Here is a 24,458-nt window from a genome sequence, read left to right as displayed (position 1 = left end):
TCCGCCTGTTACTTGGATCGATTGAATCCTCACCATCATGTTAAAAGCCCTTCCGGAGCATCCCATGAGTTCCCGCATCACCCTCCGACGCACCCTTCTCTGCGCCGCCGTCGCGGCCTCGCTTACCGGCATTGCCCACGGCCAGTCGACGACCGGCCGTATCGCAGGCCAGGCCCCCGTCGCCGCCAATGAAACCGTCCTCATCGAAGGCAGCAACGGCATCGTCCGCGAAGTCAACGTGGACGCACGCGGCCGTTACAGCGCCGAAGCCCTGCCCCTTGCGACGTACAAGGTCTCGCTGAAAGCGAATGGCGCCGTCGTCGACTCGCGCGACAACATCACGCTGCGCGTCGGTGCCGCCACCGACGTGTCCTTCGCGAGCGGCGCTTCGGCAGATGCCAGCAACGCTCAGGACCTGTCGGGCGTCATGGTCTCGGCGAACAAGCTGCCGACCATCGACGTGGCGACGGTGGCCTCGAGCACGGTCATCACCTCGGCCGATCTCGCTCGCCTGCCGCTGACCCGCACCGCCGAAGGCATCGCCTTGCTCGCACCGGGCGCTTCGCCGGGTAGCAGCAGCTTCAAGGGCGCCATGGGCAACTCCCTGGTCAGCTTCTCCGGCTCGTCCGTGACCGAGAACGCCTATTACATCAACGGCATGAACACGACCGACCCGCTCAGCGGCTTCGGTGGCATCAGCCTGCCCTACGGCGCCGTGGATCAGCAGGAAGTGCTCAGCGGCGGTTATTCCGCCATGTATGGCCGCTCCGACGGCGGCGTGATCAGCCAGGTCGGCAAGCGCGGCACCAACGAATGGCATTTCGGCGCCCAGGTCCTCTGGGAGCCGGACTTCGCCCGTGCCGATGCACGCAATATCACCTTCGGTCAGAACAACCCGCAACCGCCGGGTACGATCGAGCAGCGCAACGACGAGAACCACGAGTGGACCTCTACGGTAAGTGCGTACGCCGGCGGCCCGCTGATCAAGGACAAGCTCTATGTCTTCACCGCCGTGGAAATGGCGCGCAGCGAAGGCAACACGGTCGGTGACATCAATCACTCCTACGATACGAAGTACACGTACAAGGATCCGAAGTGGTATGGCAAGATCGACTGGAACATCAACGACAGCAACATCCTCGAGCTCACCGGGGTGAACCAGACGCACCGCTCCAACGGTAACAAGTACGACTACGATTACCAGACGGATACCAAGGGCGATTTCGTCAGCACCGACTCGACGTACAAGACCAAGGCCATGGTCTATGTCGCCAAGTTCACCAGCTACATCACCGACGACCTGACGCTGACCGCGCTGTACGGCAAGTCCAAGCTCACCTATTACAACGAGCCGCCAGACACCGGCGTCACCGGTCCCTTCATCGGCAACGCGAGCGGCGAGAACCTGGCGCTGACCGGCGGCGTGCCGATCACCAATGGCCAGACGCTGGACACCGTCGACAATCCGGACCACACCTCGACCAACCGCAACCTGCGCGTCGACCTGAACTACAAGATCGGCAGCCACTCGATCACGGCCGGTATCGATAACCAGGATTCGCACGATATCGACGATGGCACCACCATCGGCGGCGACGGTTACGAGCTGTGGTACGCGAAGCAGGATCCGAACCTCAACATCAGCGACAGCCCCTTCGTCGACAAGCCGGGCAACTATCCCGGCGGCGAAAACGGTTACTACGGCTATATTCGCCACTACAACACCCTGGCCTCGGTCCGCGTGAAGCAGCGCGCGCAGTACGTCACGGACGACTGGCAGGTGAGCGACAAGCTGCTGCTCTCGCTCGGCATCCGCAACGACCAATTCACCAACTACAACCCCAGCGGCCAGCCGTATCTTCGCCTGACCAAGCCGCAGTGGGCGCCTCGCCTGGGCTTCAGCTACGACGTGCTCGGCGATTCGAGCATGAAGATCTACGGCAACGCGGGTCGCTACTTCCTGGCGATGCCCGCCTCGGTCGCCCTGCGCACCTCGGCCGGCTCGCTCGCCACCAACCAGTACTTCACCTATACGGGTATCGATGCCAGTGGCATGCCGACCGGCATGACCTTCGTGAAGTCGGCCACCGGTGGCGCCGTGTCTCCCAACGGCGAGTACGGCCAGCCGCCCGACCCCCGCACGGTCAGCGCCAAGAACATCAAGTCCGAGTACCAGGACGAGTTCATCCTTGGCTTCGACCAGCAGTTGAATGCGTCGTGGGTGTGGGGTACCAAGGCGACGGTACGCAAGCTGCGCAACGCACTGGATGACGTCTGCGACAACGGTGCGATCACCCGCGCCGCCGTGGCCCAGGGCGCCGACATCGATGCGACGACGGTGGGCAGCTGCTACCTCTCCAATCCCGGCCGCGCCAACGTGTACCAGTTGGCCCAACAGGGTGGCGGGTATTACAACGTCACGGTCACCAACGACGACTTCGGTTTCACCCAGCTCAAGCGCAATTACTACGGCCTGGACACCTATCTCTCGCACCCGTTCGACGGGACGTGGTCGGCCAAGATCGACTACCTGTATTCGCGCAGCTACGGCAACACGGAAGGCCAGGTGCGTTCGGACGTGGGCCAGGGCTCGGTATCGGCGACGCGTGACTGGGATTACGCCACGCTGATGGAATATGCCAACGGCAACCTCGCTAACGATCGCAAGCACCAGATCAAGCTGTACGGCTCGTACCAGATCACCCCGGAATGGCTGGTCTCGGCCAACATCATCGTGCAGTCGGGTACGCCGAAGTCGTGCCTGGGTCGTTACGGCGCGGATGAAAGCGATCCGTCCGGTTACGGCAGCTACTACCACTACTGCTTCGGCGTGCCGTCGCGGCCGGGCGACAAGGGCCGCAACCCCTGGGAGGAGCTGATCGACGCGAATGTCGAGTACCGTCCGCTGTGGGCCGACCGCAAGCTCGCCTTCAACGTCTCGGTGTTCAACCTGCTCAACCAGCAGCGCGCGCAGGCACTCAACCCGGTTTCCGGCAGCACCAACTCGGTGAACGACGGCTACAACCAGGTGATCAGCTACACGCAGCCGCGTTACGCCCGTTTCGGCATCACGTACGACTTCTGACGGGGACGTCATGCACGCACTACTGCGACTGGGTATCGTCGCGCTTGCCGCCGGGGTCCTCGCGACCCCGGCGGTCGGCGGCGAGAAAACCTACAAAGACCTGCCGACGGAGACGCCGGCCCATTTCACGCCGACGAAGGCGGGCTTCGATTTCGAACGCCGCACCGTCGACATCCCCATGCGCGACGGGGTGAAGCTGCATACGGTGATCCTGCTGCCCAAGGGCGCGACGCGCGCGGGCATGCTGCTCACACGTACGCCCTACGGCGCCGACGGCATGGGTCATCGGGGCGATAGCCCACACCTCGGCCCTACCCTGCGCGGTTACGACAACCCGTCGGACGTGATCGTCCAGGACGGCTATATTCGCGTCATCCAGGACATCCGCGGCAAGCACGGTTCCGAAGGCGACTTCGTGATGAACCGGCCGCCGATCGGCCCTGGCAATCCCACACCGGTCGACGAATCCTCGGACATTTACGACACCATCGACTGGCTGGTGAAGCATGTGCCGGAGTCGAACGGTAAGGTCGGCATCATCGGCATTTCCTACGACGGCTTCGAGGCGATGATCGCCACGATCCATCCGCACCCCGCGCTCAAGGTCGCCGTACCGATCAACCCGATGATCGACGGCTGGATGGGTGACGACTGGTTCCACAGGGGCGCCTTCCGCCAGCAGATGATTCCCTACATCTACGGCATGGTGAACTCGCGCGAGAGCAACATCGGCTGGACCAGCGGTTACCGCGACGATTACGACCTCTATCTGCGCGGCGGCTCGGCCGGTGACATCGGTCGCGCCTACGGCATGGAGGCCCTCGGCTTCTGGCAGAAAGTACTCGCCCACCCGGCCTATGACAGCTTCTGGTCCGACCAGGCGCTGGACAAGATCGCCGCGAAGGAACCCATGACGGTGCCGACGATGCTCGTGCACAGCCTGTGGGACCAGGAAGACAACTACGGCGACATGGCCGTCTACCGCGCGCTCGCACCGCGCGATCCGGATCACAAGAAAGTGTGGCTGGTGATCGGGCCGTGGCGGCATGCCAAGACCTGGGAGAAGGCCAATACGATCGGCGCGCTCGACCTGGGCAGCGATACCGGCACGACCTTCCGCCAGGACATCCTGCGTCCCTTCCTCGCCCAGTACCTGAAGGACGACGCGCCCAAGGCGGATATCGCCCCGGTCAACGCGTTCGTCACCGGCGACAACACGTGGCGCAAGCTGGACACCTGGCCGTCGGCCTGCCGCTCCGGTTGCGCGCCGACGATGCAACGCTGGTATGCGGAAGCGGATGGCGGCCTCGGTGTCACGGCGCCGGCGCAGGGGTCGGACGATTACGTGTCGGATCCGGCCAAGCCCGTGCCCTATCGGGTCCGCCCGATCCAGGCGTGGTCGCACGGTGCCCCCGATCAAATCGACAGCTGGCCGGAATGGCTGGTCGACGATCAGCGCCAGTTCGCTACGCGCACCGACGTTCTCACGTACGTGTCGCCGGTGCTCGACAAGCCCATGGGCGTCGCCGGTGAACCACTGGTACATCTGCTCGCATCCACCAGTGGGACGGATAGCGACTGGGTGGTCAAGCTGATCGACGTCTACCCGGACGAAGTCGATGAGAAACCTTCGATGGGTGGCTACCAGTTGCCGATCGCGATGGAGATCTTCCGCGGCCGTTATCGCGAAGGTTATGACAAGCCTGCGGCGCTCACGCCGGACAAGCCGCTGGACTACCGATTCCCACTGCCCACGGTGAACCACGTATTCGCGCCGGGCCATCGCGTGATGGTGCAGATCCAGTCGAGCTGGTTCCCGCTTTACGACCGTAATCCGCAGACCTTCGTGCCGAACATCTTCAATGCGAAGCCTGGCGATTACCAGAAGGCGACGCAGAAGATCGTGCGGGACGGGGGTAACGGGACGTTTGTGGAATTGCCGGTTGTCAGGTAGGACGGAAGCCTGGTAGGAGCCGATTCATCGGCGATCCCGCGGCAGCGGGCCAGGCACCGATCATCTACAGCATCACGAAAGCCGCGGATGATTCGCCTCACGAAGCGTCCGCGCCAAGGCCCGAAAATCGTCGGTGCGCGGATCCGACTTCCGCCAGGCCAGCACAATGGTGCGCGCAAAATCATCAGGCAGCGGCAGGTAACGCATCCCTTGCACCTGCGTGGTGGCTAGCTGCGGCATCAGCGTGCAACCCTCCCCCGCGGCAACCATGTACCGCAGGGTCTCCAGGCTGGTGCCCTGGCGTTGGGCCGGCGCCACGTCGTTGCACGCCGCCAGCGCCTGCTCGCGCAGGCAGTGTCCTTCCTCCAGAAGCAGTCGCTCTCGCGGCTCGAGCGAGGCCCACAGGTCTCCGCTCCCCGCGTTCGCCGGGTGATCCTCGCGACAGGCAAGGCGAAAGGGCTCCTGAAAAATCGCCACGCAACTCACCTGCGTGTTGATGACCGGGGCGGACATCAACACGACGTCCAGTTCGCCACGGAGCAAGGCATCGACCAGATCGTCCGTCTTGCCTTCGCCGAGTTCGAGCGACGCGTCCGGAAAGCTTGTCTGAATGTCCGTCAGCACATACGGAAAATAATAGGGGCCGAGCGTGGCGATGGCGGATAGCCGCAACGTGCCACCAAAAGCGCGTTCGGGCCGATGCGCGATATCGAGCAGCCGACGCCCTTCGACCAGCACCTTGCGCATCTGGTCGACGAGGCGCGCGCCCTGATCGGTAAGCAGGATCTTTCGCGTCGTCCGCTCGAAAATCACCGTGCCGAGGCGTTCCTCAACGCGACGGATCTGTACCGACAACGAGGGTTGCGTGACATGGCAACGCTCGGCGGCACGCATGAAGTTGCCGAGATCGGCCACGGCGACGACGTATTCCAGATCGCGCAACGAGAGCCCGGCCAGGTTGCCACGATCGCGATCGCCGAACGGTTCGGCGCGGGGCGTGTGTTTCACAGCCATCCCCGCGTCTCCTGTAGCACGCGATCGCGCAGCACGGTCATGCCGTCTTCGCTGTCATTGAGGCAGGGAATCAGGGTGAACGCCTCGCCACCCGCCTCACGGAAGTAGTGCGCGTTCTCGCGACCGATTTCGTCGATGGTCTCGATGCAGTCCGCCGCGAAGCCCGGGGAAATCACTGCGATACGACGGATGCCGTCACGCGCGAGCTGCCGCATGGTGGCCTCGGTATACGGCTGCAGCCAGTCGGCATAGCCAAAGCGCGATTGGTAACTGATGCGAAAGCGTGTTGCCGGCAGGCCCAGCGCATCGCGCAGGAGCTCGCCGGTGCGCTGGCACTGCGCGTAGTACGGATCACCCAGGGCGACGTTGCGCTGGGGGATGCCGTGAAACGACGCGACGACGACTTCGGGCTCCTCGTCCAGGGCCGCCAGCGTGCCGCGTACCGAACGTGCGAGCGCTTCGATATAAGCTGGCTCGTCAAAGTAGGAAGGCACGACGCGAGCCGCGGGCTGGTTGCGCATGCCACGCAGGACCTCGAACAGCTTGTCGTTGGCCGTCGCCGTGGTCGTGGCGGAATACTGCGGATACAGCGGGAACATGAGGAGTCGATCGCAGCCAAGCGCGCTCAGGCGCTTCACCGCATCCTCGATGGACGGATTGCCGTAGCGCATGCCCCAGTCGACGGCGACACGGTCCTCGCCGAACATCTCGCTCGCCCAGGCCTGGAGCTTTGTCGCCTGGTTACGGGTGACTGTCTTCAGCGGACTCTCGTCGAGCGCGTGATTCCAGATGCGCGCGTAGTCCTTGCCTTTGACGGCCGGGCGACGGAGCAGGACGACGCCCTGCAGGATCGGTTGCCAGACGAGTTTCGGCAGCTCGATCACGCGGGTATCGGAGAGGAACTCGGCAAGGTAACGGCGGACAGAGCGGTAGTCGGTGCCATCCGGCGTGCCGAGGTTCGACAGGAGGATGCCGACCTTGCCGGACGCTAATCGCCGCTGAAGCGGCTCCCACGAGGAGGTGGCGGAGTGAGTGTGGTGCATGCTCAGCCTCCGGCGGCGACCGTTAGCGAGGGGTGGGCGCGTTCGCTCACGGACGCACCCAAGGGCAGGCCCAGGGTGTTCCAGACGTCGACGAGGGCGTCCTGCAATTGCCCGATCAGTGCGGCGTCGTGGAAGGGTGTCGGCGTGATGCGGAGGCGCTCCGTCCCTCGCGGTACGGTGGGGTAGTTGATCGGCTGGATGTAGATGCCGTGGCGATCGAGCAGCAGATCGCTTGCACGCTTGCAGAGGTCGGCATCGCCTACCAGCAGCGGCACGATGTGCGTTTCGCCGGGCATCAGCGGCAGGCCCGAGGCAGCCAGCGCTGCCTTCGTGGCTTGCACGGCGTGTTGCTGGCCCAGCCGCTCGACCTGCGACGCCTTGAGGTGACGCACGGATGCCGTTGCCGCGGCCGCAACCGGCGGCGGGAGTGTCGTGGTGAAAATGAAGCCAGGTGCGTGCGAGCGCACCGCGTCGACCACCGCCTTGCGACCGGCAATATAGCCACCGAGGGTACCGAAGGCCTTGGCCAGCGTACCTTCGATCACATCGATGCGATGCGCCAGCCCTTCGCGCTGGGCGATGCCGCCCCCGCGTAGCCCGTACATGCCCACCGCGTGGACTTCATCGATGTAGGTCATCGCATTGTACTTTTCCGCGAGATCGCAGATGGCCGCGATGGGTGCGATATCGCCGTCCATCGAGTACACGCTTTCGAAGGCGATCAGCTTGGGCCGGTCGCCTGCGCGAATGAGGAGATCTTCCAGGTGTGCGAGATCGTTATGCCGCCAGACGCGTTTGTCGGCGCCCGAGGCACGCACACCTTCGATCATCGAGTTGTGGTTCAGCGCGTCCGAGAGGATCACGCAATCCGGAAGCAGCCGGGCAATCGTGGCGATGCCGGCGAGGTTGGAGACGTACCCGGAGGTGAACACCAGGGCCGCCTCCTTGTCGTGCAGATCGGCCAGTTCGGTTTCGAGCTCGACGATGGCGTGGTGCGTCCCTGAAATATTTCGTGTTCCGCCCGCCCCCGCACCCATGGTGCGGGCCGCGTGGCTCATGGCTTCGATCACGTCGGGGTGCTGTCCCATGCCGAGGTAATCGTTGGAACACCAGACGACGACTTCCTTTGCACCCTCCGCGCCATGAAGCATCGCCCGGGGAAAGCGCCCCACCTGCCGTTCGAGGTCGGCGAAGACGCGGTACCGGCGTTCCTGTTTCAGGGCGTCGATACTGCGTTCGAAGTGGGAGAGGTAGTCGACCATGGGGGCCTCGTCGTGCGTGGATCAACGAGCGGGGTCGCCTTCGACCCCGCTCTCTACATGCGCGGTCGATCAGCCGAGTTTGGCGATCGCCTCGGCCACACCCTTGCCGTAATCCGGATGACAGGCCGTGCAGTTGTCGATGTGACGCTGGACCACTGGCTGGGAAGCGCCCTTGATCGCGCGCGCCGTGTTGCCGAACAACGTCTGCTTCTGCTCGGCGCTCATCATTTCGAAGAGCTTGCGCGGCTGCGAGAAGTAGTCGGTGTCTTCGCGATGGTTCCAGCGCTTGGCCACCGTCTCGCCGATCTCCAGCGGCGGCTCGGAGAAGTCCGGCTGCGCCTGCAGGGCACCACGGCTGTTCGGCTCGTAGCTGGTCGAACCACCGCCGTTGCCGTCGACGCGCATCGCGCCGTCACGGTGATAGGCGTGCACGGGGCAACGCGGTGCGTTGACCGGGATCTGCGCGTAATTCACGCCCAGGCGGTAGCGTTGCGTGTCGCCGTAGGAGAACAGGCGCCCCTGCAGCATCTTGTCCGGCGAGAAGCCGATACCCGGAACGATCACTGCGGGGGCGAAAGCGGCCTGCTCGATATCCTGGAAGAAGTTTTCCGGGTTACGGTTGAGCTCGAAGAAACCGACCTCGATCAGCGGATAGTCCCCATGCGGCCAGACCTTGGTCAGGTCGAACGGGTTGTACGGCGTATTGGCCGCTTCGGCCTCCGGCATGATCTGCACGAACAGCGTCCAGCGCGGGAATTCCTTGCGCTCGATCGCCTCGTAGAGGTCGCGCTGGTTGCTCTCGCGATCCTTGGCGACCACCTGGCCGGCTTCGTCGTCGGTGAGGTTCTGGATACCCTGCTGGGTCTTGAAGGTGAATTTCACCCAGAAACGCTCTTTGTTCGCATTGATGAAGCTGTAGGTATGGCTACCGAAGCCGTGCATGTGACGGAACGACTTCGGCACACCGCGCTCGCTCATCACGATAGTGACCTGGTGCAGCGCCTCGGGCAGCAGCGTCCAGTAGTCCCAATTGTTGTCGGCACTGCGCAGGCCGGTGCGCGGATCGCGCTTGATGGCATGGTTGAGGTCGGGGAATTTCAGCGGGTCACGGATGAAGAAGACCGGCGTGTTGTTGCCGACCAGGTCCCAGTTGCCCTCTTCCGTATAGAACTTCAGGGCGAAACCGCGGATGTCGCGCTCGGCATCGGCCGCGCCACGCTCGCCGGCTACGGTCGAGAAGCGGGCCATCATCTCGGTGGTCTTGCCCACCTGGGAGAAGATCTTCGCGCGGGTGTACTGGGTGATGTCGTGGGTGACCGTGAAGGTACCGAAGGCGCCCGCGCCCTTGGCGTGCATGCGGCGCTCGGGGATGACTTCGCGGTCGAAGTGGGCGAGCTTCTCGAGGAACCAGACGTCCTGCAGCAGGGCCGGGCCGCGTGGGCCGGCAGTCATCGTGTTGTTGTCATCGGCCACGGGGGCGCCAAAAACGGTGGTCAGCTTGCTCATGGGTCTTACCCTTGCTGGTATTCGTGGGAGAGGCGTGCGGCGGGGCCGCGACGTGGGGCAACGTTAGGTCCCGTCGACCAATAAGGGAAATTCATATTTGTGACGGAGCCGATAGGGACTGACTATGGATCGTAAGCTGTGCCCTCCGCATAGGATCCACCACGGCATATCAAGGACGCTTGGACAGATTGCTCTCGTAGGAGCCGATTCATCGGCGATTGAGCGCTTGCAGCAACCTGGCCCGCTGCCGCGGGATCGCCGATGAATCGGCTCCTACCAAGAGCAAAAAAAACGCCGCTGGGTTTCCTCAGCGGCGCTCGGGTTCGGCGATCAGACGGGACCGGGATTCGGTGGTCTCAGCTTCGACGTGGGCAGTCCCTTGTAGCCCCAGTCTTCCATCGGTACTTCGTCGATGACCACGAAGGTCACCTCCGGTGGCTTGCCGAGGACGCGCTCCAGCGTCTCGGTGATTTCGGCGATGACCTGGGCTTTCTGCTCAGGCGTGTTGCCTTCTTTGGTGATACGAACGTTGACATAGGGCATGTTGGCGATTACCAGCGACCGGCGGTGCCGCCGCCGTCGACCGGCAGGACCACACCATTGATGAAGGAAGCTTCCGCGAGGTAGACCACGGCCTCGGCGATTTCTTCCGGCGTACCCAGGCGACCCGCGGGATTCAGGCGGCTGAGGAATTCATGGGTCTCGGGCGAATGCATCGGCGTGTCGATGATCCCGGGAGCGACGGCATTCACGCGTACGTTGTGGCGAGACAGCTCGATGGAGAGCCCACGCGTCACCGCGTTCAGGCCACCCTTGGTCAGGATCGCCATGGTGCCGGGCACGTTGCGATCCGGTTGCATGCTCACCGAGGCCGTCACGTTGACGATGCTGCCCTGCTTGCGCGACACCATGTGTCGGGCGACGACCTGGGTCGGATAGATGAAACCGCGCAGGTTGGTGTCGATGACCGAGTCGATCTCGGCCGGCGTGAAGTCGATGAAGTCACGCGCGACGAAGATACCGGCGTTGTTGACCAGCACGTCCACCTTGCCGAAGGCCTCCAGCGCATGGTCGAGCAGGCGCTCGGCGGTTTCCCGCAGGCTGATGTCGCCGGCCACGCCGAGGAAGCGATCGGGGTTACCCAGTTCGGCCGCCGCGGCGTCCAGGCGTTCCTGGGTGCGGGCGTTGCCGACGACGTTGTAGCCGAGGTCGAGGAAGGCCTTCGCCATGGCGAAACCGAGGCCACTGGAGGCACCGGTGACGATGACGGTCTTGTTGCTGCTCATGGGACATCACTCCTGAAACGGTGTTCCGCGCCGACGTGGCGACGGGCTGGAACACAATCTATTGCTGCGGCGGGCAGGGATAAATAAGATCCGGGACACAAGACTCATTACACGGTGTAACGCATGCAAAGGCAGTTCGACGACCTGATGCTGGGCAGCATCGAACTGTTCTGCCTGGCCGRTGAACTGGGCGGCTTCACCGCCGCCGCAACGGCGGCCGGGGTCACGCCAGCTGCCGTGAGCCGCTCCGTGGCGCGCCTCGAGGCACGCCTGGGCGTTCGCCTGTTCGTCCGTACGACCCGGAACATCCGCCTGACCGAAGCGGGTCGCGTCTACCTCGACCAGAGTCGCCAGGCCCTCGCCCAGTTCGCCGAGGCCGAACAGATGGCGACGGGCCAGCAAGGCCGCGCGGCCGGCCGCCTGCGGATCAGCGTACCCACGACGTATGCGCACTACCGTCTGCTCCCGCTCCTGCCCGCGTTTCATCGCGAGCACCCGGATGTCCTGCTCGACCTGCACATCAGCAACCGCAACATCGCCTTCGCCGATGATGCGTTCGACCTTGCCATTCGGGTCCGCGCGCAGGCCGATTCGACGATGATCGTGCGCCACCTCGAAGACGCGGCGCTTGTAGTAATCGCCTCTCCTGCTTACATGGAACGCCGGGCAGTGCCGCGAACGCTTGCCGACCTCGCCGCGCTGGAATGCATCCAGTTCGACCTGCCCAGCAGCGGGCGACGCATTCCGTGGTTGTTCCACGAGGACGGCGATGACGTCGAGTTCGAGGCCGAGAGCGCGTTTACCGTGGGCGAGGACGTGTTGGGAGGCGTGACGCTCGCGCGCGCCGGTGCCGGCGTGTTCCAGACCTACCGGTTCATCGTGGAGCGCGAGCTCGCCGAGGGCACGCTCGTGGAACTTCTGCCGGAGCTGGGAGGGCGTTCGCGGCCGTTCAATCTGCTTTATCCGCACAGCCGTTTCGTGCCTTTGCGCGTGCGTGCGTTTATCGATTTTTTGACCGCGCGCGTGGCGGCGGATGGGTAGTCTTTCGCACGCCCTTTCGCCGATGAATCGGCTCCTACAAGAGCAGCCTGCCCCCCTGTAGGAGCCGATTCATCGGCGATAGGCGTCAGAAGTCCCAGCGAGCCCCCAGATTCAGACCCCAACCCCGCGCACCTGCGTCACCCAGGTTCTTCTGCCAGTCCGCCTCACCATAGATGGACAACCGATTCGCCCAACCCACCGTTCCGCCAAAGCCGATCTCACCCATCCGCCCGAAGCTGCCTCCGGTGAACTGCTGCGTGACGTCGAGCCCTTCCGCGCCGACATCGAGTTTGGTGGACCCGCCCCACCCACGGATGTAATTCACCCGCACATACGGCGTCGCCTTGCGGCCACTTTCGCTGACCCAGGTGCGGTCGAAGCGCACGCCGACGCGGCCGATGGTCTGCTCGAACGGCTGGTAATGAGTCGTCACGCCATCGATATCCACCTGGTCCCGCACAGAGATGTTCTGCCGTGAAAGCTGCAACTGCGGCTCGAGCTCCCAGCCACCCTCGAAGCGCCACGGATAACCGGTCTCCACGGAACCTGTCCACCCGGAGGCATGCACGCGAGCCACGCTCTTCGTACGCGCCGTGTCGACGTCGCCTTGCTGCCGGTCGCCCGATGCGACGACGTCGACATAGAAGCCATTAGCGCGCTGCCAGGTGATGAACATGGCGATTGAGTTTCCGTAGAACCGCGCGTGGCTGTGGCCGTCTACCGCCTTGGGATCCAGGCTCGTCGTGCCGTGCGTATAGGCAATGCCCGCACGCAGTGCGGTAGCATCGCTGTCCAGCGCGAAGATATTCGCGCCGACCTGCACCGCACGGGTATCCACGTCGTAGTCGTACCCGAATTGCTTGAACGAACGGTCGGTCGAATAGGTGTAGTCGCCGCCCATGACGCGTACGAAGGGCTCGGCACCCAGCCCTTGCCCCATATCGTCCATGTCGCGCACTTCACCGAGCCGACGATGCAAGTTGTCGACATTGCGGTAGCTGTAGAGGGCTAGCGCGGAGGGCGAGACGATATACGCCGGCACCTGTGGAACGACGGCTGGCCTGGCGTTGGCAGGTGGCAGCGAGTCGACCGTCGGCATGAAGCTCGCTGTCGCGCCGGGTGGCGGCGGTGGCGCGACGTAGGGCGTCCCTGCGGGAGGGGTCGCCGCCGGCGTGATCGTGGTCGGTGCGGGACATCCACCGTCGCACACCAGCACGTTGGCAAGCCGGTAGTCCCAAAACGCGTTACCTGACGTGGCGCCGCCAACGACGCGCTGCGACGCGTCGCTGCTCCCGGGCGAGAACGCGTACAGGCCGTATTGCCAGGGTCCTGCCGCCAGGTATCCGCCGTTCAGGCGAAAAGCTCCACCGGTCGAAGCACCCGCCACCTGCACGACGGAAATCCCCTCGTCGGCGCTGACGTAGCCATTCGCATCCCGATCCGTGAGCCGGCCCGTACTGGCCATCGCGGGCGTGACGTCGAGCAGCGTTTCGCCACCGGCATCACCACGCACGAGCAGACGATCGGTGAACTGATTGCCCAGCGCGCCGCCGTCATTGAGGTTGGTGACAAGGTGGAGGCGTCCACCGCTGGAAACATACGAGCCGTCGATGTCCAGGCTGTTTCCCGGCGATCCTCCCCCGTTGGTCAGGTCGATCGTCCCGGCGTTGCTCACGTTGGCCGATCCCGGCGATGCACCGGCAATCACCGGATGCACGTTGTCGCCGGCGAAAAGTGTCGAGGTCGAATCGATGGTGAGGTCGCTGTTGGCGAGATGGACATCGTCGGTGAGCGTGAACATCGCACCGTCGGCGAACGCGATCGTATTCCAGCCGCGGCCGAGGTTGATGCCCTTGTCGAGGCTGTCCACATCGAACGAGCCACCACGCGCCTGCGTACCGGCAAACGTGAGCGTGTTGCCACCACCCATGCCCGCGAGCACATGGTACGTGCCCGAGGTATCGACCTTGCCGATCGTCGCCGCGTTGCTCGCTCCGTCACCCATCGTGATGCCGCCATTCAGCGTGCCTTCGCTCCAGTTCACCGCGTCCGTGCCGGCGCCCGTGGCGACATCGCCCTGGATCGATCCGCCCGCCATCGTGACCGTATCGTTCCCCGCACTGCCGCGAATCGCTACCGCCGCCGGTGACACCGCAGCGATCGCGCCGCTGTTACTGAAGCGCGTACCCGCCCCGTTGGACAGGTCCACCACCGGTGCACTGTTGCTCACCGAGCTCAGGCTGCCGCTGTTGAGCACCGACGATGCCGTGCCCGCGAGCAGCGCAGGTCCTCCTGCCGCGCTCAGAATGTTCACCGTGGCCGCGCTACTGACCGTACCCGTGGTCAGCGCCTGGATACCGGTCGCGCCGGCGCCGTTGCCGTGGATGACGAAGCCCGGGCCGATGGCGAGGTCCGTCGTGGCGGCGCTTCCATCCGCACGGCGGAAGGCGTAGCCCACACCCGCCCCGTCGACTTCGACGGTGGCCGTCGATGCGGGATCGATCGAGGTCGCCGTACGCAGCCCCGCCCCGTTGCCGACGCGAAGTGTTGCGCCGCTCAAGGTGATCGCACCGATCTCGGCCGCATTCTCGATGGCATTACCCGTGCCTAGGGTGGTGATCGTCGTGCCCGTCGCCGTCAGTGACGTGGCGCCGCTGTCCAGCAGCACGCCGTGCGCCGATCCGTTCGTGACGATCGCCGAATCGCCACTACCCAGTGCGAGGCCTGCGCCGGCGAGCAGTTGCACGCCCGCGATACCGTCGTCCACCGTGATCGAGCCAGCGGGATTCAGTCGCTGCGTACCCACGCCTTCAACGCGCACGCCCGTTCCGTCGAGTACATGGATGCTGCCGTTGTTGGCAAACGTTCCACCCGTGCGCAAGATGGCGCCCGTCGCCGCTGGCCCACTGAGGTTCACGGCGGCGCTGTTCGTCGCCGCGGCGTTGGTTTCGACAATAAACCCTGTTGCGTTCGCGCCGGTAAGGTTCATCGCCCCGGCGTTCGACAGCGACGCGCCGTTGCGGGCGATGTATCCGGTGACACCGCTCTGCGACGAGGTCAGGCTGGCGAGACTGTTGAGCGAGGTTCTGCCCAAGATCGCGCCACTGTTGGCACCCGTCAGGTCGTGTTTCTGACCGTCGGCGATGCCGGCGATCGCGCCGACGCCGGTCAGCGACATCGTCGTCGCCGCATCGATGGTCGCGTTGGAGCCGCCCTCGGCGACGACACCTTGCGCCGCGGCGCCGGAGACCGTGATGTTGGCGTTCCGCGTGTTCAGCACCGAACCCGTACCGCTTCCCAGGATCCCCGTGGACTGTGCGCCCGAGGCACTCATGGTCAATCCGGTACCGTCGAAGTCCGCACCACTGTCGAGTCGGAACAGGGTCGACTGTGCTGTCGAGACATCGAGACTCGAACCGCCATTGACGTTGATATGGGCGTCGTTACCGAAGGCGAAGAAGCCGATCTGCTTCGTTCCGCTCACGAAATCGGGTGCCGCACCGGCGGCGACGTCCACCGTCGCGCGACCACGGGCGTGGATGCCGATAGCGCCATCGCCCATCAGGTTAACGGCGCCCTGCACGTTCGCCCAAGCCGTCCCCGTGCCCTGCCCCTCGGCCCACACACCGAAGTTGCGGGTACCACTCGAAGGGTCGGCACCGCCCGCGACATTGATCGTACCGGTCGAACGCACCGTCGACGCCGCCGCCGTCGTGGAAAGCGCCTTGATGCCCACACCGTTCACGCCACTGACGTTGATCGTGCCGCTGTTCACTACGACACCGGTCACGCCGCCGTTCTGGACGAGGATGCCATCGTTTTCTCGAGGCACCGCGGCGGCCCGCCCATTCACGTTGATCGTGCCGGAACTGGTCACATTGGCAGAAGGCGACGTCACGAGCATGCCCGCCGCATTCTGGGTAAGCGTGCCTATCGTGATGGTGCCCTGATTGGCCACCGTGCCGCCATTCGCGACATTGATGCCGGTCGTGATCGCCTGCTGATTGATCGCCACGTCGGCTGGCGCGACAGCGGGGTCCTGTTGCGGCCCGCGCCCGAGGTAGATCGTGCCCCCGGCCGTGTTGGTGAAGCTCGCGGTGGCATCGTTGATATAGATGCCATCCATCGAGCCATTGGAACGCGACCCGGTGACACCGACGTTGACGATGCCGCTGTTCGTCGCGCTCGCGCCGGCCCCTACGCGGATGCCCGTCGACTTGCCCGCGCCGTTGGAGCTTCCCGTCGCCAGGTTGAGGATGCCGGCATTGGCGAACGTGCTGTTCGACTGCACGTCGACCACGTTGGATCCGAACTCGCCGTTGGTGATCAACGCCGCGCCGCCGACCGCGGTGCGGAAGAAGTTGCCATTGATGACGCCGTTGTTCGTCCCCGAACTGCCCGTGGTGAGGATCAGCGCCGAGCCGTCGCCCGTCGTATGCGTCGTCGCCAGCGTGCCCTGGATCGTCACCGTGGCGCCGCTCTCGCCGCGTACCGCACCGTTGTTGGCGTTGACCACTTCGAGCGTGGCACCCGGCGCGATCGTGCCGTGCGCGTTGGCACCGACCAGATGCATGACGATGCGATTGCCGATGGGTTGCGCGACTTCATCCGGCGGGCTATCCGCACTCTGCCCGTACCTGATCTGTTCGGTGGTCGAGGTGTAACCGCGGGCGAACAGCGCGTTGTATTGCGCTGGGTCGAGGTTGCCCGCCTGCAGCTGGGCGATCAGGAAATTGTTGTAGCTACGCAGGTCGGCGTCGTTGTTGACCGTATGCGAGGTGGTTGCGCCGTCGCTGGTGGTGACCGTGAAGGTGCCACCGTAGTGCGCGACGAAGGACACGCCGAAATTTTGCGGCATCGTCGGGTCGGCCACCGCGCCGGTAAAGGTGATTCGGTTGGTCGACGTCCAGTCGATGTTGCTCGCGGCCCCTCCCGTGCCATCGGCATAGAAGAGCGACGACTGCTTGGCCGCCATGGTCCAGCCGTTGGTCGCCGCGGTCGTCGACGCGCCGGCGCTGCCGATGTTCACATTCAGCGTTCCCCCTGCGGCGGTGACCGTGCCGACGCGGGCGTTGATGTACTGCTGGTTGTTCACGTTGACCACGTCGGGAACCGTCGTCGTCGAATCGACCGGCGCCGTCGGGTTGAGATTGGCGGTGGCATAGGTCGAGACCACGCGTCGGCCGCCGGTGATGGGATCGGGGACGCTTACGCCGAAGTTCTGGGCACCGGGATTCAGGCGTGCGGCACCGATCCATTGCGCGCCGGAGATGAGTCGCCCGAGGGCATCCAGCGCTCCGAGCGTGGTGCTTCGGGTACCGGCATCGCCAGCGGCGAAACGTTGCGGCCCTCCCAAGGTCACAGTACCGCCGCCAGGTACTACGGTCTGCCCGACCAGGTTGTCGTTGATCGTCGGATCGTAAGCCGGGAGGGTCACTGTCTGCGCATCGGCTGGCCATGGCGTCGTCGATAGCGCGGCAAGTATGGCAAGGGAAAGCGTGGCGTGCCGCCGCGCCGACAGAGTCTGGCGGCTGGTCGTCGCATGGCGAATTTTCATGGTGCGTACCCCGTCGCCACCGTCCTGGTGGTCTGGATGCACGTTCGGCTATCCCATGCCGCGGCAGGCGAGGTCCCCCCTCCCTACGCTCCGCCGTGGTCGTCAGTGACCTCGGTGCGAAGCGGCGATTCGCACGTTGCCGTTGCAAATCCCCCCGTGGCCCCTTCATAGGCGTCTTATCGTGAAGATATCGTGCATGCAACGATCACGGAAAGTGAACGGATGTACGGCTGAACCCCGTCGCAACCTCCCCTATACTCCCGCCGATGAAGCCAAACGTCCTGCTGCAGTACATCCTCCCGCACCGTTTCCTGTCGCGCATCGTCTACTGGGCGACCCGGTGGGAGTGGACCCCATGGAAGAACTTCCTGATCAAGGAGATCGTGCAGCGCTACGACGTGGACATGAGCCAGGCGGCCCAGCCGGACCCGCTCGGCTACGCGCACTTCAATGCGTTCTTCACCCGAAAGTTGAAGCCTGGCGCACGCACGGCCGACCCCGATCCGCAGGCCATCCTCTGCCCGGCCGACGGCCGGATCAGCCAGCTGGGACGCATCCGCGACGGGCGTATCTTCCAGGCCAAGGGTCAGGAGTACACGGCCGCCGAGCTGCTCGGTGACGAAGCCGCCGCGGTGCCCTTCCGCAATGGCAGCTTCGCGACGATCTACCTCTCGCCGCGCGACTACCATCGGGTGCACATGCCGTTGGCCGGGGAGCTTACCGGGACCACCCACGTGCCGGGCCGCATCTTCAGCGTCGCGCCGTTCGCCGTGGCCGCGATTCCGCGCCTGTTCGCCCGCAATGAGCGACTGGTCTGCCGGTTCCAGGGCGAGCACGGCCCCTTCGTCTCGGTGATGGTCGGCGCCATCCTGGTGTCCAGCGTCGCCACGGTCTGGGACGGCATGGCCATCCCGCCTTACGCCTCGGACATCATCCGCGTGGACTGTGCCGGCCGCGACATCCGTCTCGACCGATTTGCCGAAATGGCCCGGTTCAACATGGGTTCGACGGTTATCCTGCTGCTGCCGGAGGGCTACGAGTTCGACGCCCTCCCGCCGCAACAGCAAGTAGTCGTAGGACAACGTATCGGTCGCTGGATGGGCGCCCCGTCACCGACGTGACGGCGGACGTCACTTTGTGACGAAAACGTCTTACATTTGACGTACGGGCAGCGTATGCTTCGGGCTTCTGGAGCCCCTCGGGGGAAGGGCCTGGACCGAAGAAGCATCCGTCTAGGGGAAGTCGTCCATGCGTCTCGTCAGCCATCTCATTGCCGTCAATCGCGAAATTCGCCTCCGCAGGCAACTTGCGGATATCGAACGCGTCGTTCTGGCCCTGCCCGTCCGTACGCATGCCGACCTGCAACAGCTGGTCCGGCGCGAAATGGAGCAGGCCGCTGCCTGTGATTTCCCCCATCTCTACGGCACGCCGCCCGAAGAACGCTACAGCACGTATGGGCATGGGCCGGATATCGGCCTGGGCAAGGCGCGCTCGGAAAATCCCTTGATCGCCACCCGTGGCGTGGCGTTGTGGATCGCCTCGGTCTATCACGAGACGCTCGACGCCCGCCGGCCGAACATGGAAGACCTCCACCGCCAGATCCTGCGCCTGATGCGCCAGATCAAGGAGCTTTCGGCTCCCGGCCGCGCCGGCGACGCCAGCGACCGCTGGATGGAACCTCACGCCGTCGCGTGAGGCGCCATCATCCGCGTCAGCGGCAGACCGGCACCCGGATCGACTGACCCACCTTCAGCGCATGGCCCTTCAGGCCATTGATCTTCGCGATGTCTTCGACGTCCGCGCAGCTGCTCTTGCGCGCAATGCTGACCAGCGTGTCGCCACGGCGCACGGTATAGCTCTTCGACGAGCTACCCGACGACTTCGACGCTGACGAACCCGACGACGAGCCGCTGACGAGGGCGGCCGAGGTGGCCGCCGGCGGAGGCGGCGCGACGATCTTCACCGCGTTATGCAGGTCGCTGGCAAGGATGGGCCACGGGCCGTCCGCACAGCTGGAGGCATAGGCCTTCTCGAGTTGCTTGGGTACTTCCAGGCGCGCGCCCACCGGCTGACTGACCTGCGGATCCAGGCGCGGGTTGAGGTTGCGCAACGTACGGAACCAGCCCTGTGGCATGTCCTCGGCCGAGCCCAGGCAGACGGTGAGTTCCGACAGCGATGCCGGGCGCTTGAGCACGATCTGCCCCGCTTCGCCGTCGATCTTCGGCCACTTCAGGTGATAGCTGTCCGGGTGCAGGAACAGCCAGGCGGCCGCCAGCACCATCGGGACGTAATCGCGCGTTTCGGCCGACATCTGGCCGTAGATCTGCGGGTCGTAGAAGCTGGCTCCGGGGCTGCCGGCGGCGATGCGGCGCATGCGCCCTTCACCACCGTTGTAGGCCGCCAACGTCATTTCCAGATTGTTGTTGAAGGCGCCGAGCTGCTCGTCGATGTACTCGGCATTGGCCTGGGCCGCCATCGTCGGGTCGAAGCGCTGGTCGAAGCCGTCGGCATTGGACAGGCCGAAGCGAAGGCCGGTGGCGTACATGAACTGCAACGGCCCCGAGGCGCCCGAACGCGACACGGCGTGCACTTTGCCGCCGGACTCCTTGGCCATGATGCCGAACAGCAGGGCCTCGGGCAGGTCGGCCTTCTTGTAAGCCGGCCACATCTTATAGCGCATCATCTGGTAGTTGACGTAAGCGTCCATGAGGTTGGGACGCAGCTGGGTCAGCCACAGCTCGAGCGCGGCTTTCACCGGCCCGTTCATCACCATCATGTCGGAGAACTGCTGGCCGCGAAGCATGGTCACGCTGCGCTGCGCCTGCGGCAAGGTACCGACCGCCACGGCGCCCGTAGCATCGCCCGGCTGGGCGCCGACTTCGGCACCCTGTTCGGTGTCATCGGCGTCCTCGCCTTCGATGAAGCTGCCGTCCTTCAGGCGGAGCAGGCGATCGAACACCGCGGCGAACCGCTGGGGATCGCAGCCCGGGGTCAGGCCGCAACGGGCCGAAGCGTCTTTGAGCTGATCCAGGGCCTGCTTGCGGGTCTGGGCGGCCTGCGGAGTGTCGCCACGGCGCGCCTGGTCGATCGAGGACTCGTAGCCCTTGCTAGCCTGGTTCATCCGGTCGTACAACGCATTGACCTCGGGCGTTGTCTTGCCCGGACGCGGGGCGCCAGTCGAAGCGCAGCCGGCGAGGATCGCCAGCGGCAGGAAAATAAGAGGGCGCGAAACGCGAAAAGACATGCAGGGCTCGGGGTCGGACAATGCAGGCCACGTTACCCCTCAAGACCCCGCGACTCAAGCGCCGGAATGCGAAATTCTCCGTAACGGCGCGCGGTTGCGTAAACTTGTTCAGGACATCCTTAAGGACGAAGCCATGCCCAACATCCTGATCGGCCGTAACGACGAGGCCACCGTGGAACTGGATTCCCGCTACGGCAACCGGCACGGCATGATCGCCGGCGCCACCGGCACGGGTAAGTCTGTGTCGCTGATGTTGCTGGCGGAAGGCTTCTCCCGGCTTGGCGTGCCCTGCTTCCTCGCCGATGCCAAGGGTGACCTGGCGGGGTTGTCACACGCGGCGGGTGCGCCTTCCGACAAGCTAACCGCGCGACTGGCAAAGCTCGGCCTGACCGACTGGAAACCCCAGGCCAACCCGGTTGTCTTCTGGGATATCTACGGCAAGCTCGGCCATCCCGTCCGTGCCACGGTGTCGGAAATGGGCCCGACCCTTCTCTCGCGCATCCTGGAGCTCAACGACACCCAGGAAGGCGTGCTCGAAGTGGTCTTCCGCGTCGCCGACGACGAAGGACTGCTCCTGCTCGACCTCGCCGACCTGCGCGCCATGCTCGGCTTCGCCGCCGACCATGCCAAAGACATCTCCTCGCGCTATGGCCTCATCAGCGCGCAAAGCGTGGCGGCGATCCAGCGCTCCCTGCTCCGTCTGGAGCAGGACGGCGCGGACGCGTTCTTCGGCGAACCCGCCCTGGAACTGGCTGACCTGATGCGCCAGGACATGAGCGGTCGCGGCGTCATCAGCGTATTGGCCGCCGAAACGCTGATCATGAAGCCGCGCCTCTACTCCACCTTCCTGCTCTGGCTGCTCTCGGAACTGTTCGAGCAGTTGCCCGAGGTGGGCGATCTGGACGTGCCGAAGATGGTCTTCTTCTTCGACGAGGCCCATCTGCTCTTCGATGACGCCCCGGCAGCGCTTCGCCAGCGCGTGGAGCAAGTCGTGCGGCTCATCCGCTCGAAGGGCGTGGGGGTGTATTTCTGCTCGCAGAATCCGGACGACGTTCCCGGGGAGATCCTCGGCCAGCTCGGCAATCGCGTGCAGCATGCCCTGCGCGCTTTCACGCCGCGCGATCAGAAGGCGGTCAAGGCCGCAGCGGAAACCTTCGCGCGCAATCCGAAGCTCGACGTCGTGGAGACCATCGGCACGCTCGGCACCGGTGAAGCGCTGGCCTCGACGCTTGGCGACGGTGGCGTGCCCTCGCCCGTGCAGAAGATCCTCGTAGCAACACCGGTTTGCCGCATCGGCGCGATCACGATCGAGGAACGCGCCGCGGTGCGCTCACGCTCGCCCGTCGGCGGCAAATACGACGCCACGGTGAACCGCGAGTCGGCCGAGGAAAAACTCGCGGCGCGTGCGTCGGAGAAGAGTGCGCCGGACGCGCCGCCAGCCCGATCGACGCAGGAGAAAAACGACGATGCCCCGGCTGATGCAGGCTGGAGCGGCGCGGTTCGCGACGCCGTGTTCGRCACCAAACGTCGGCAGGGCATGATCGAAACGATGGCCAAATCCATGGTGCGTACGGCGGGCTCGCGCGCGGGCCAGCAGATCGTGCGCGGCATCCTCGGCAGCATCTTTGGCGGAAAACGCTGACCATGCCGCGACACGCGCTCGCCGATGCCAGCACGCCGTTTGCGCAACGCATCCTCATCGGTGTGCGTTATCCGCTGCGCGGTGCCGCGCCGCTGACGATTCTCGCCGTTGCCGCGTTCGATCTGCTGTCGCTCATCCCGATGGCCGGCCTTCGCGTGCTCGCCGTGTTCCTTGGCTGGATTGCCCTCTATACCTATGCGATCGAATGCCTGCGCCATTCCGCGGACGGCTTCGCCGACCCGCCGGAAATCGCGGTCAATACGGAGGACCGCACGAGCCTCGCACTGATCCTGATCCAGCTCGCGGGCAACGCGGTCGCGGTACTCGCGCCGATATTTCTAGGCGTGCCCGGACTGTTGGTATCACTGCTGTTCGCGTTCGTGCTGCCGATCATGACGATGTCACTGACCTTCGACGGCGTGGGGGCGGCACTCAATCCGATGACCTGGATCGCCGTCGTCGGTCGGCTCGGCGGGGACTACCTGTTGCTGTTCGCCATCGTCATGATATCGAGCCTGCTACAGGCCGGCGCCCAGTACGCCATGAAAGACCACGGGCCGACGTTCTTCGGGACGGCGGCGTTCTACCTGGTCGCCAACTACCTGACCATTTACAACTTCCACCTGATGGGCGCACTCATCCACCATCGCCACGAGACGCTGGGCTACCATCCCGAATCGCAGGTCATCGCCGAAGCCATGAATCCGGACGACGACGTCGCGCTGCTCGGCCATGCGAACCTGATCGCCCGCGACGACATTCCGGGTGCCACAGACATCCTCACGGAACGCCTTCGCGAAGGCCTCGCACCGGGCGCCATGCACACACGCTATCGCGAACTGCTGCGGGTGCAGAACCGCCTTCCCGAGCTGCTCGTTCATGGCCAGATCTGGATTGCCGCACTGGTCCAGGCCAAGGAAGAACGTCGTGCGCTCGGCGTCGTGCAAGACTGCCTCGACGTCGATCCGGCGTTCCTTCCGGACGCCACGATCACCTGCGGGCCACTCGCCGACACCGCGGCGCATGGCGGCATGACCCGTCTCGCCCTCCACCTCGCGCTCGGCTACCTGCGTACCTGGCCCAGCGACATGGGCGCGCCGCACTACGGCCTGCTCGCGCTGCGCATGCACGAGCGCCAGCGAGAGCCAGCCGAAGCGGTAGCGCTCGGGCGACGACTCCTGGCCGCCTATCCGGGTCATCCACTGTGCGGGGACATCGAAGCCTCGCTCGACACGCTGGCAACGACACGCAAGGTGTCGTCATGAGTCGGTGGCGTCCACCCGCACCGTCATCGACCGCGATCATCACACGCGATGGCTTCGAACGCCTGAAGAGTGAGCTCGATCATCTCTGGCACACCGTGCGGCCCGAGGTCGTCAAGGCGCTGGCCGCCGCGGCGGCGGAGGGCGACCGCTCCGAAAACGCGGAATACACCTATCGCAAGAAGCAGCTCGGTGAGATCGACCGTCGCGCGCGCTACCTGAGCAAGCGCATTCCCGTGCTGCAGGTGGTCGAGGCCGTGGTATCCCAGCGCGACGCCGTCTTCTTCGGCGCCACGATGGAAATCGAGAACGTCGAAACGGGCGAAACCGTGCGTTACCGCATCGTCGGCCCGGACGAGACGGATGCACGCAAGGGATGGATCAGCATCGATTCGCCCATGGCACGGGCGGTCCTGAAAAAGCGCGTCGATGATGAATTCGAGGCCGACCTGCCGGGCGGGCGGACGCGCTTCGCAGTTTTGTCAGTCGAATACAGCTGACGCCCCCTCACCCCGGTAGGAGCCGATTCATCGGCGATCCCGCGGCAGCGGGCAAGGACGCC

The 24,458-nt window shown here is 64.9% G+C and carries 16 protein-coding genes; 8 read left to right on the top strand and 8 right to left on the bottom strand.

Annotated features, from left to right (window positions below):
- Nucleotides 1–64 precede the first annotated feature (64 nt).
- Nucleotides 65–3,085 carry a TonB-dependent receptor gene (locus AC1DYM_RS17235; RefSeq protein WP_477340398.1) on the top strand — a complete coding sequence of 1,007 codons (3,021 nt, stop codon included), beginning with the start codon at nucleotides 65–67 and terminating at the stop codon, nucleotides 3,083–3,085.
- A gap of 10 nt (nucleotides 3,086–3,095) precedes the next feature.
- The gene (locus AC1DYM_RS17230) at nucleotides 3,096–5,039 is read left to right on the top strand and encodes a CocE/NonD family hydrolase (RefSeq protein WP_477340396.1); all 1,944 of its coding nucleotides are present in this window, start codon (nucleotides 3,096–3,098) and stop codon (nucleotides 5,037–5,039) included.
- Nucleotides 5,040–5,111: 72 nt separating this feature from the next.
- On the opposite strand, the gene AC1DYM_RS17225 is transcribed toward AC1DYM_RS17230, so the two are convergent.
- From AC1DYM_RS17225 to AC1DYM_RS17200, 6 genes are all read right to left on the bottom strand, one after another.
- The gene (locus tag AC1DYM_RS17225) at nucleotides 5,112–6,053 is read right to left on the bottom strand and encodes a LysR substrate-binding domain-containing protein (protein WP_477340394.1); all 942 of its coding nucleotides are present in this window, start codon (nucleotides 6,051–6,053) and stop codon (nucleotides 5,112–5,114) included.
- Nucleotides 6,044–7,096 (bottom strand): ferrochelatase, encoded by a 1,053-nt coding sequence (gene hemH / locus AC1DYM_RS17220; RefSeq protein WP_477340392.1) that lies wholly within the window; start codon nucleotides 7,094–7,096, stop codon nucleotides 6,044–6,046. Before hemH ends, AC1DYM_RS17225 begins: the two co-directional genes overlap by 10 nt.
- Nucleotides 7,097–7,098: 2 nt before the next feature.
- A complete protein-coding gene (gene hemA, locus AC1DYM_RS17215) occupies nucleotides 7,099–8,358 on the bottom strand; it encodes a 5-aminolevulinate synthase (protein ID WP_477340390.1) in 1,260 nt (419 codons plus the stop codon).
- A gap of 69 nt (nucleotides 8,359–8,427) precedes the next feature.
- Nucleotides 8,428–9,864 carry a catalase gene (locus tag AC1DYM_RS17210; RefSeq protein ID WP_477340388.1) on the bottom strand — a complete coding sequence of 479 codons (1,437 nt, stop codon included), beginning with the start codon at nucleotides 9,862–9,864 and terminating at the stop codon, nucleotides 8,428–8,430.
- A gap of 330 nt (nucleotides 9,865–10,194) precedes the next feature.
- The gene (locus AC1DYM_RS17205; protein WP_046968935.1) at nucleotides 10,195–10,407 is read right to left on the bottom strand and encodes a tautomerase family protein; all 213 of its coding nucleotides are present in this window, start codon (nucleotides 10,405–10,407) and stop codon (nucleotides 10,195–10,197) included.
- An 8-nt stretch (nucleotides 10,408–10,415) separates the two neighbouring features.
- Nucleotides 10,416–11,150 (bottom strand): SDR family NAD(P)-dependent oxidoreductase, encoded by a 735-nt coding sequence (locus AC1DYM_RS17200; RefSeq protein WP_477340386.1) that lies wholly within the window; start codon nucleotides 11,148–11,150, stop codon nucleotides 10,416–10,418.
- Between the two features lie 123 nt (nucleotides 11,151–11,273).
- Between AC1DYM_RS17200 and AC1DYM_RS17195 the strand changes: the two genes are divergently transcribed.
- Nucleotides 11,274–12,191: a substrate binding domain-containing protein gene (locus tag AC1DYM_RS17195; RefSeq protein WP_477340384.1), complete on the top strand. Its 918-nt coding sequence runs from the start codon at nucleotides 11,274–11,276 to the stop codon at nucleotides 12,189–12,191.
- 85 nt (nucleotides 12,192–12,276) lie between these two features.
- On the opposite strand, the gene AC1DYM_RS17190 is transcribed toward AC1DYM_RS17195, so the two are convergent.
- A complete protein-coding gene (locus AC1DYM_RS17190; RefSeq protein ID WP_477340382.1) occupies nucleotides 12,277–17,748 on the bottom strand; it encodes an autotransporter outer membrane beta-barrel domain-containing protein in 5,472 nt (1,823 codons plus the stop codon).
- 266 nt (nucleotides 17,749–18,014) lie between these two features.
- Between AC1DYM_RS17190 and asd the strand changes: the two genes are divergently transcribed.
- Both asd and AC1DYM_RS17180 read left to right on the top strand, forming a co-directional pair.
- On the top strand, nucleotides 18,015–18,869 hold the full coding sequence (gene asd / locus AC1DYM_RS17185; protein ID WP_477340380.1) for an archaetidylserine decarboxylase: 855 nt from the start codon (nucleotides 18,015–18,017) through the stop codon (nucleotides 18,867–18,869).
- Nucleotides 18,870–18,996: 127 nt separating this feature from the next.
- The gene (locus AC1DYM_RS17180) at nucleotides 18,997–19,443 is read left to right on the top strand and encodes a hypothetical protein (protein WP_477340378.1); all 447 of its coding nucleotides are present in this window, start codon (nucleotides 18,997–18,999) and stop codon (nucleotides 19,441–19,443) included.
- 16 nt (nucleotides 19,444–19,459) lie between these two features.
- Here AC1DYM_RS17180 and AC1DYM_RS17175 read toward each other — a convergent pair whose 3' ends face one another.
- Complete coding sequence (locus AC1DYM_RS17175) at nucleotides 19,460–20,992, bottom strand: transglycosylase SLT domain-containing protein (protein ID WP_477340376.1); 1,533 nt, start codon at nucleotides 20,990–20,992, stop codon at nucleotides 19,460–19,462.
- A gap of 133 nt (nucleotides 20,993–21,125) precedes the next feature.
- On the opposite strand from AC1DYM_RS17175, the gene AC1DYM_RS17170 reads away from it, so the two are divergent.
- The 3 genes from AC1DYM_RS17170 to greB are packed head-to-tail and all read left to right on the top strand — an operon-like array spanning nucleotide 21,126 to nucleotide 24,396.
- Nucleotides 21,126–22,634, top strand: a complete 1,509-nt coding sequence (locus AC1DYM_RS17170) for a helicase HerA-like domain-containing protein (RefSeq protein WP_477340374.1) — start codon at nucleotides 21,126–21,128, stop codon at nucleotides 22,632–22,634.
- 2 nt (nucleotides 22,635–22,636) lie between these two features.
- Entirely contained in the window at nucleotides 22,637–23,899 is a 1,263-nt protein-coding gene (locus tag AC1DYM_RS17165) for a hypothetical protein (protein WP_477340372.1), read from the top strand.
- The gene (gene greB, locus AC1DYM_RS17160; protein ID WP_477340370.1) at nucleotides 23,896–24,396 is read left to right on the top strand and encodes a transcription elongation factor GreB; all 501 of its coding nucleotides are present in this window, start codon (nucleotides 23,896–23,898) and stop codon (nucleotides 24,394–24,396) included. The genes AC1DYM_RS17165 and greB overlap by 4 nt, the downstream gene beginning before the upstream one ends.
- Nucleotides 24,397–24,458: the final 62 nt, after the last annotated feature.

Source organism: Luteibacter sp. P1_D3 (assembly GCF_056406135.1).
The sequence above is the reverse complement of the archived record's forward strand: the minus strand, read 5'-3'. Positions and strand labels throughout refer to the sequence as shown.

Bases quoted from the DNA above. Each gene is read 5' to 3' on its own strand.
- AC1DYM_RS17225 (WP_477340394.1), bottom strand. From the start codon at position 6,053: ATGGCTGTGAAACACACGCCCCGCGCCGAACCGTTCGGCGATCGCGAT.
- AC1DYM_RS17180 (WP_477340378.1), top strand. From the start codon at position 18,997: ATGCGTCTCGTCAGCCATCTCATTGCCGTCAATCGCGAAATTCGCCTC.
- AC1DYM_RS17200 (WP_477340386.1), bottom strand. From the start codon at position 11,150: ATGAGCAGCAACAAGACCGTCATCGTCACCGGTGCCTCCAGTGGCCTC.
- AC1DYM_RS17175 (WP_477340376.1), bottom strand. From the start codon at position 20,992: ATGTCTTTTCGCGTTTCGCGCCCTCTTATTTTCCTGCCGCTGGCGATC.
- AC1DYM_RS17190 (WP_477340382.1), bottom strand. From the start codon at position 17,748: ATGAAAATTCGCCATGCGACGACCAGCCGCCAGACTCTGTCGGCGCGG.
- asd (WP_477340380.1), top strand. From the start codon at position 18,015: ATGAAGCCAAACGTCCTGCTGCAGTACATCCTCCCGCACCGTTTCCTG.
- AC1DYM_RS17210 (WP_477340388.1), bottom strand. From the start codon at position 9,864: ATGAGCAAGCTGACCACCGTTTTTGGCGCCCCCGTGGCCGATGACAAC.
- hemH (WP_477340392.1), bottom strand. From the start codon at position 7,096: ATGCACCACACTCACTCCGCCACCTCCTCGTGGGAGCCGCTTCAGCGG.
- greB (WP_477340370.1), top strand. From the start codon at position 23,896: ATGAGTCGGTGGCGTCCACCCGCACCGTCATCGACCGCGATCATCACA.
- AC1DYM_RS17235 (WP_477340398.1), top strand. From the start codon at position 65: ATGAGTTCCCGCATCACCCTCCGACGCACCCTTCTCTGCGCCGCCGTC.
- AC1DYM_RS17205 (WP_046968935.1), bottom strand. From the start codon at position 10,407: ATGCCCTATGTCAACGTTCGTATCACCAAAGAAGGCAACACGCCTGAG.
- AC1DYM_RS17165 (WP_477340372.1), top strand. From the start codon at position 22,637: ATGCCGCGACACGCGCTCGCCGATGCCAGCACGCCGTTTGCGCAACGC.
- AC1DYM_RS17230 (WP_477340396.1), top strand. From the start codon at position 3,096: ATGCACGCACTACTGCGACTGGGTATCGTCGCGCTTGCCGCCGGGGTC.
- hemA (WP_477340390.1), bottom strand. From the start codon at position 8,358: ATGGTCGACTACCTCTCCCACTTCGAACGCAGTATCGACGCCCTGAAA.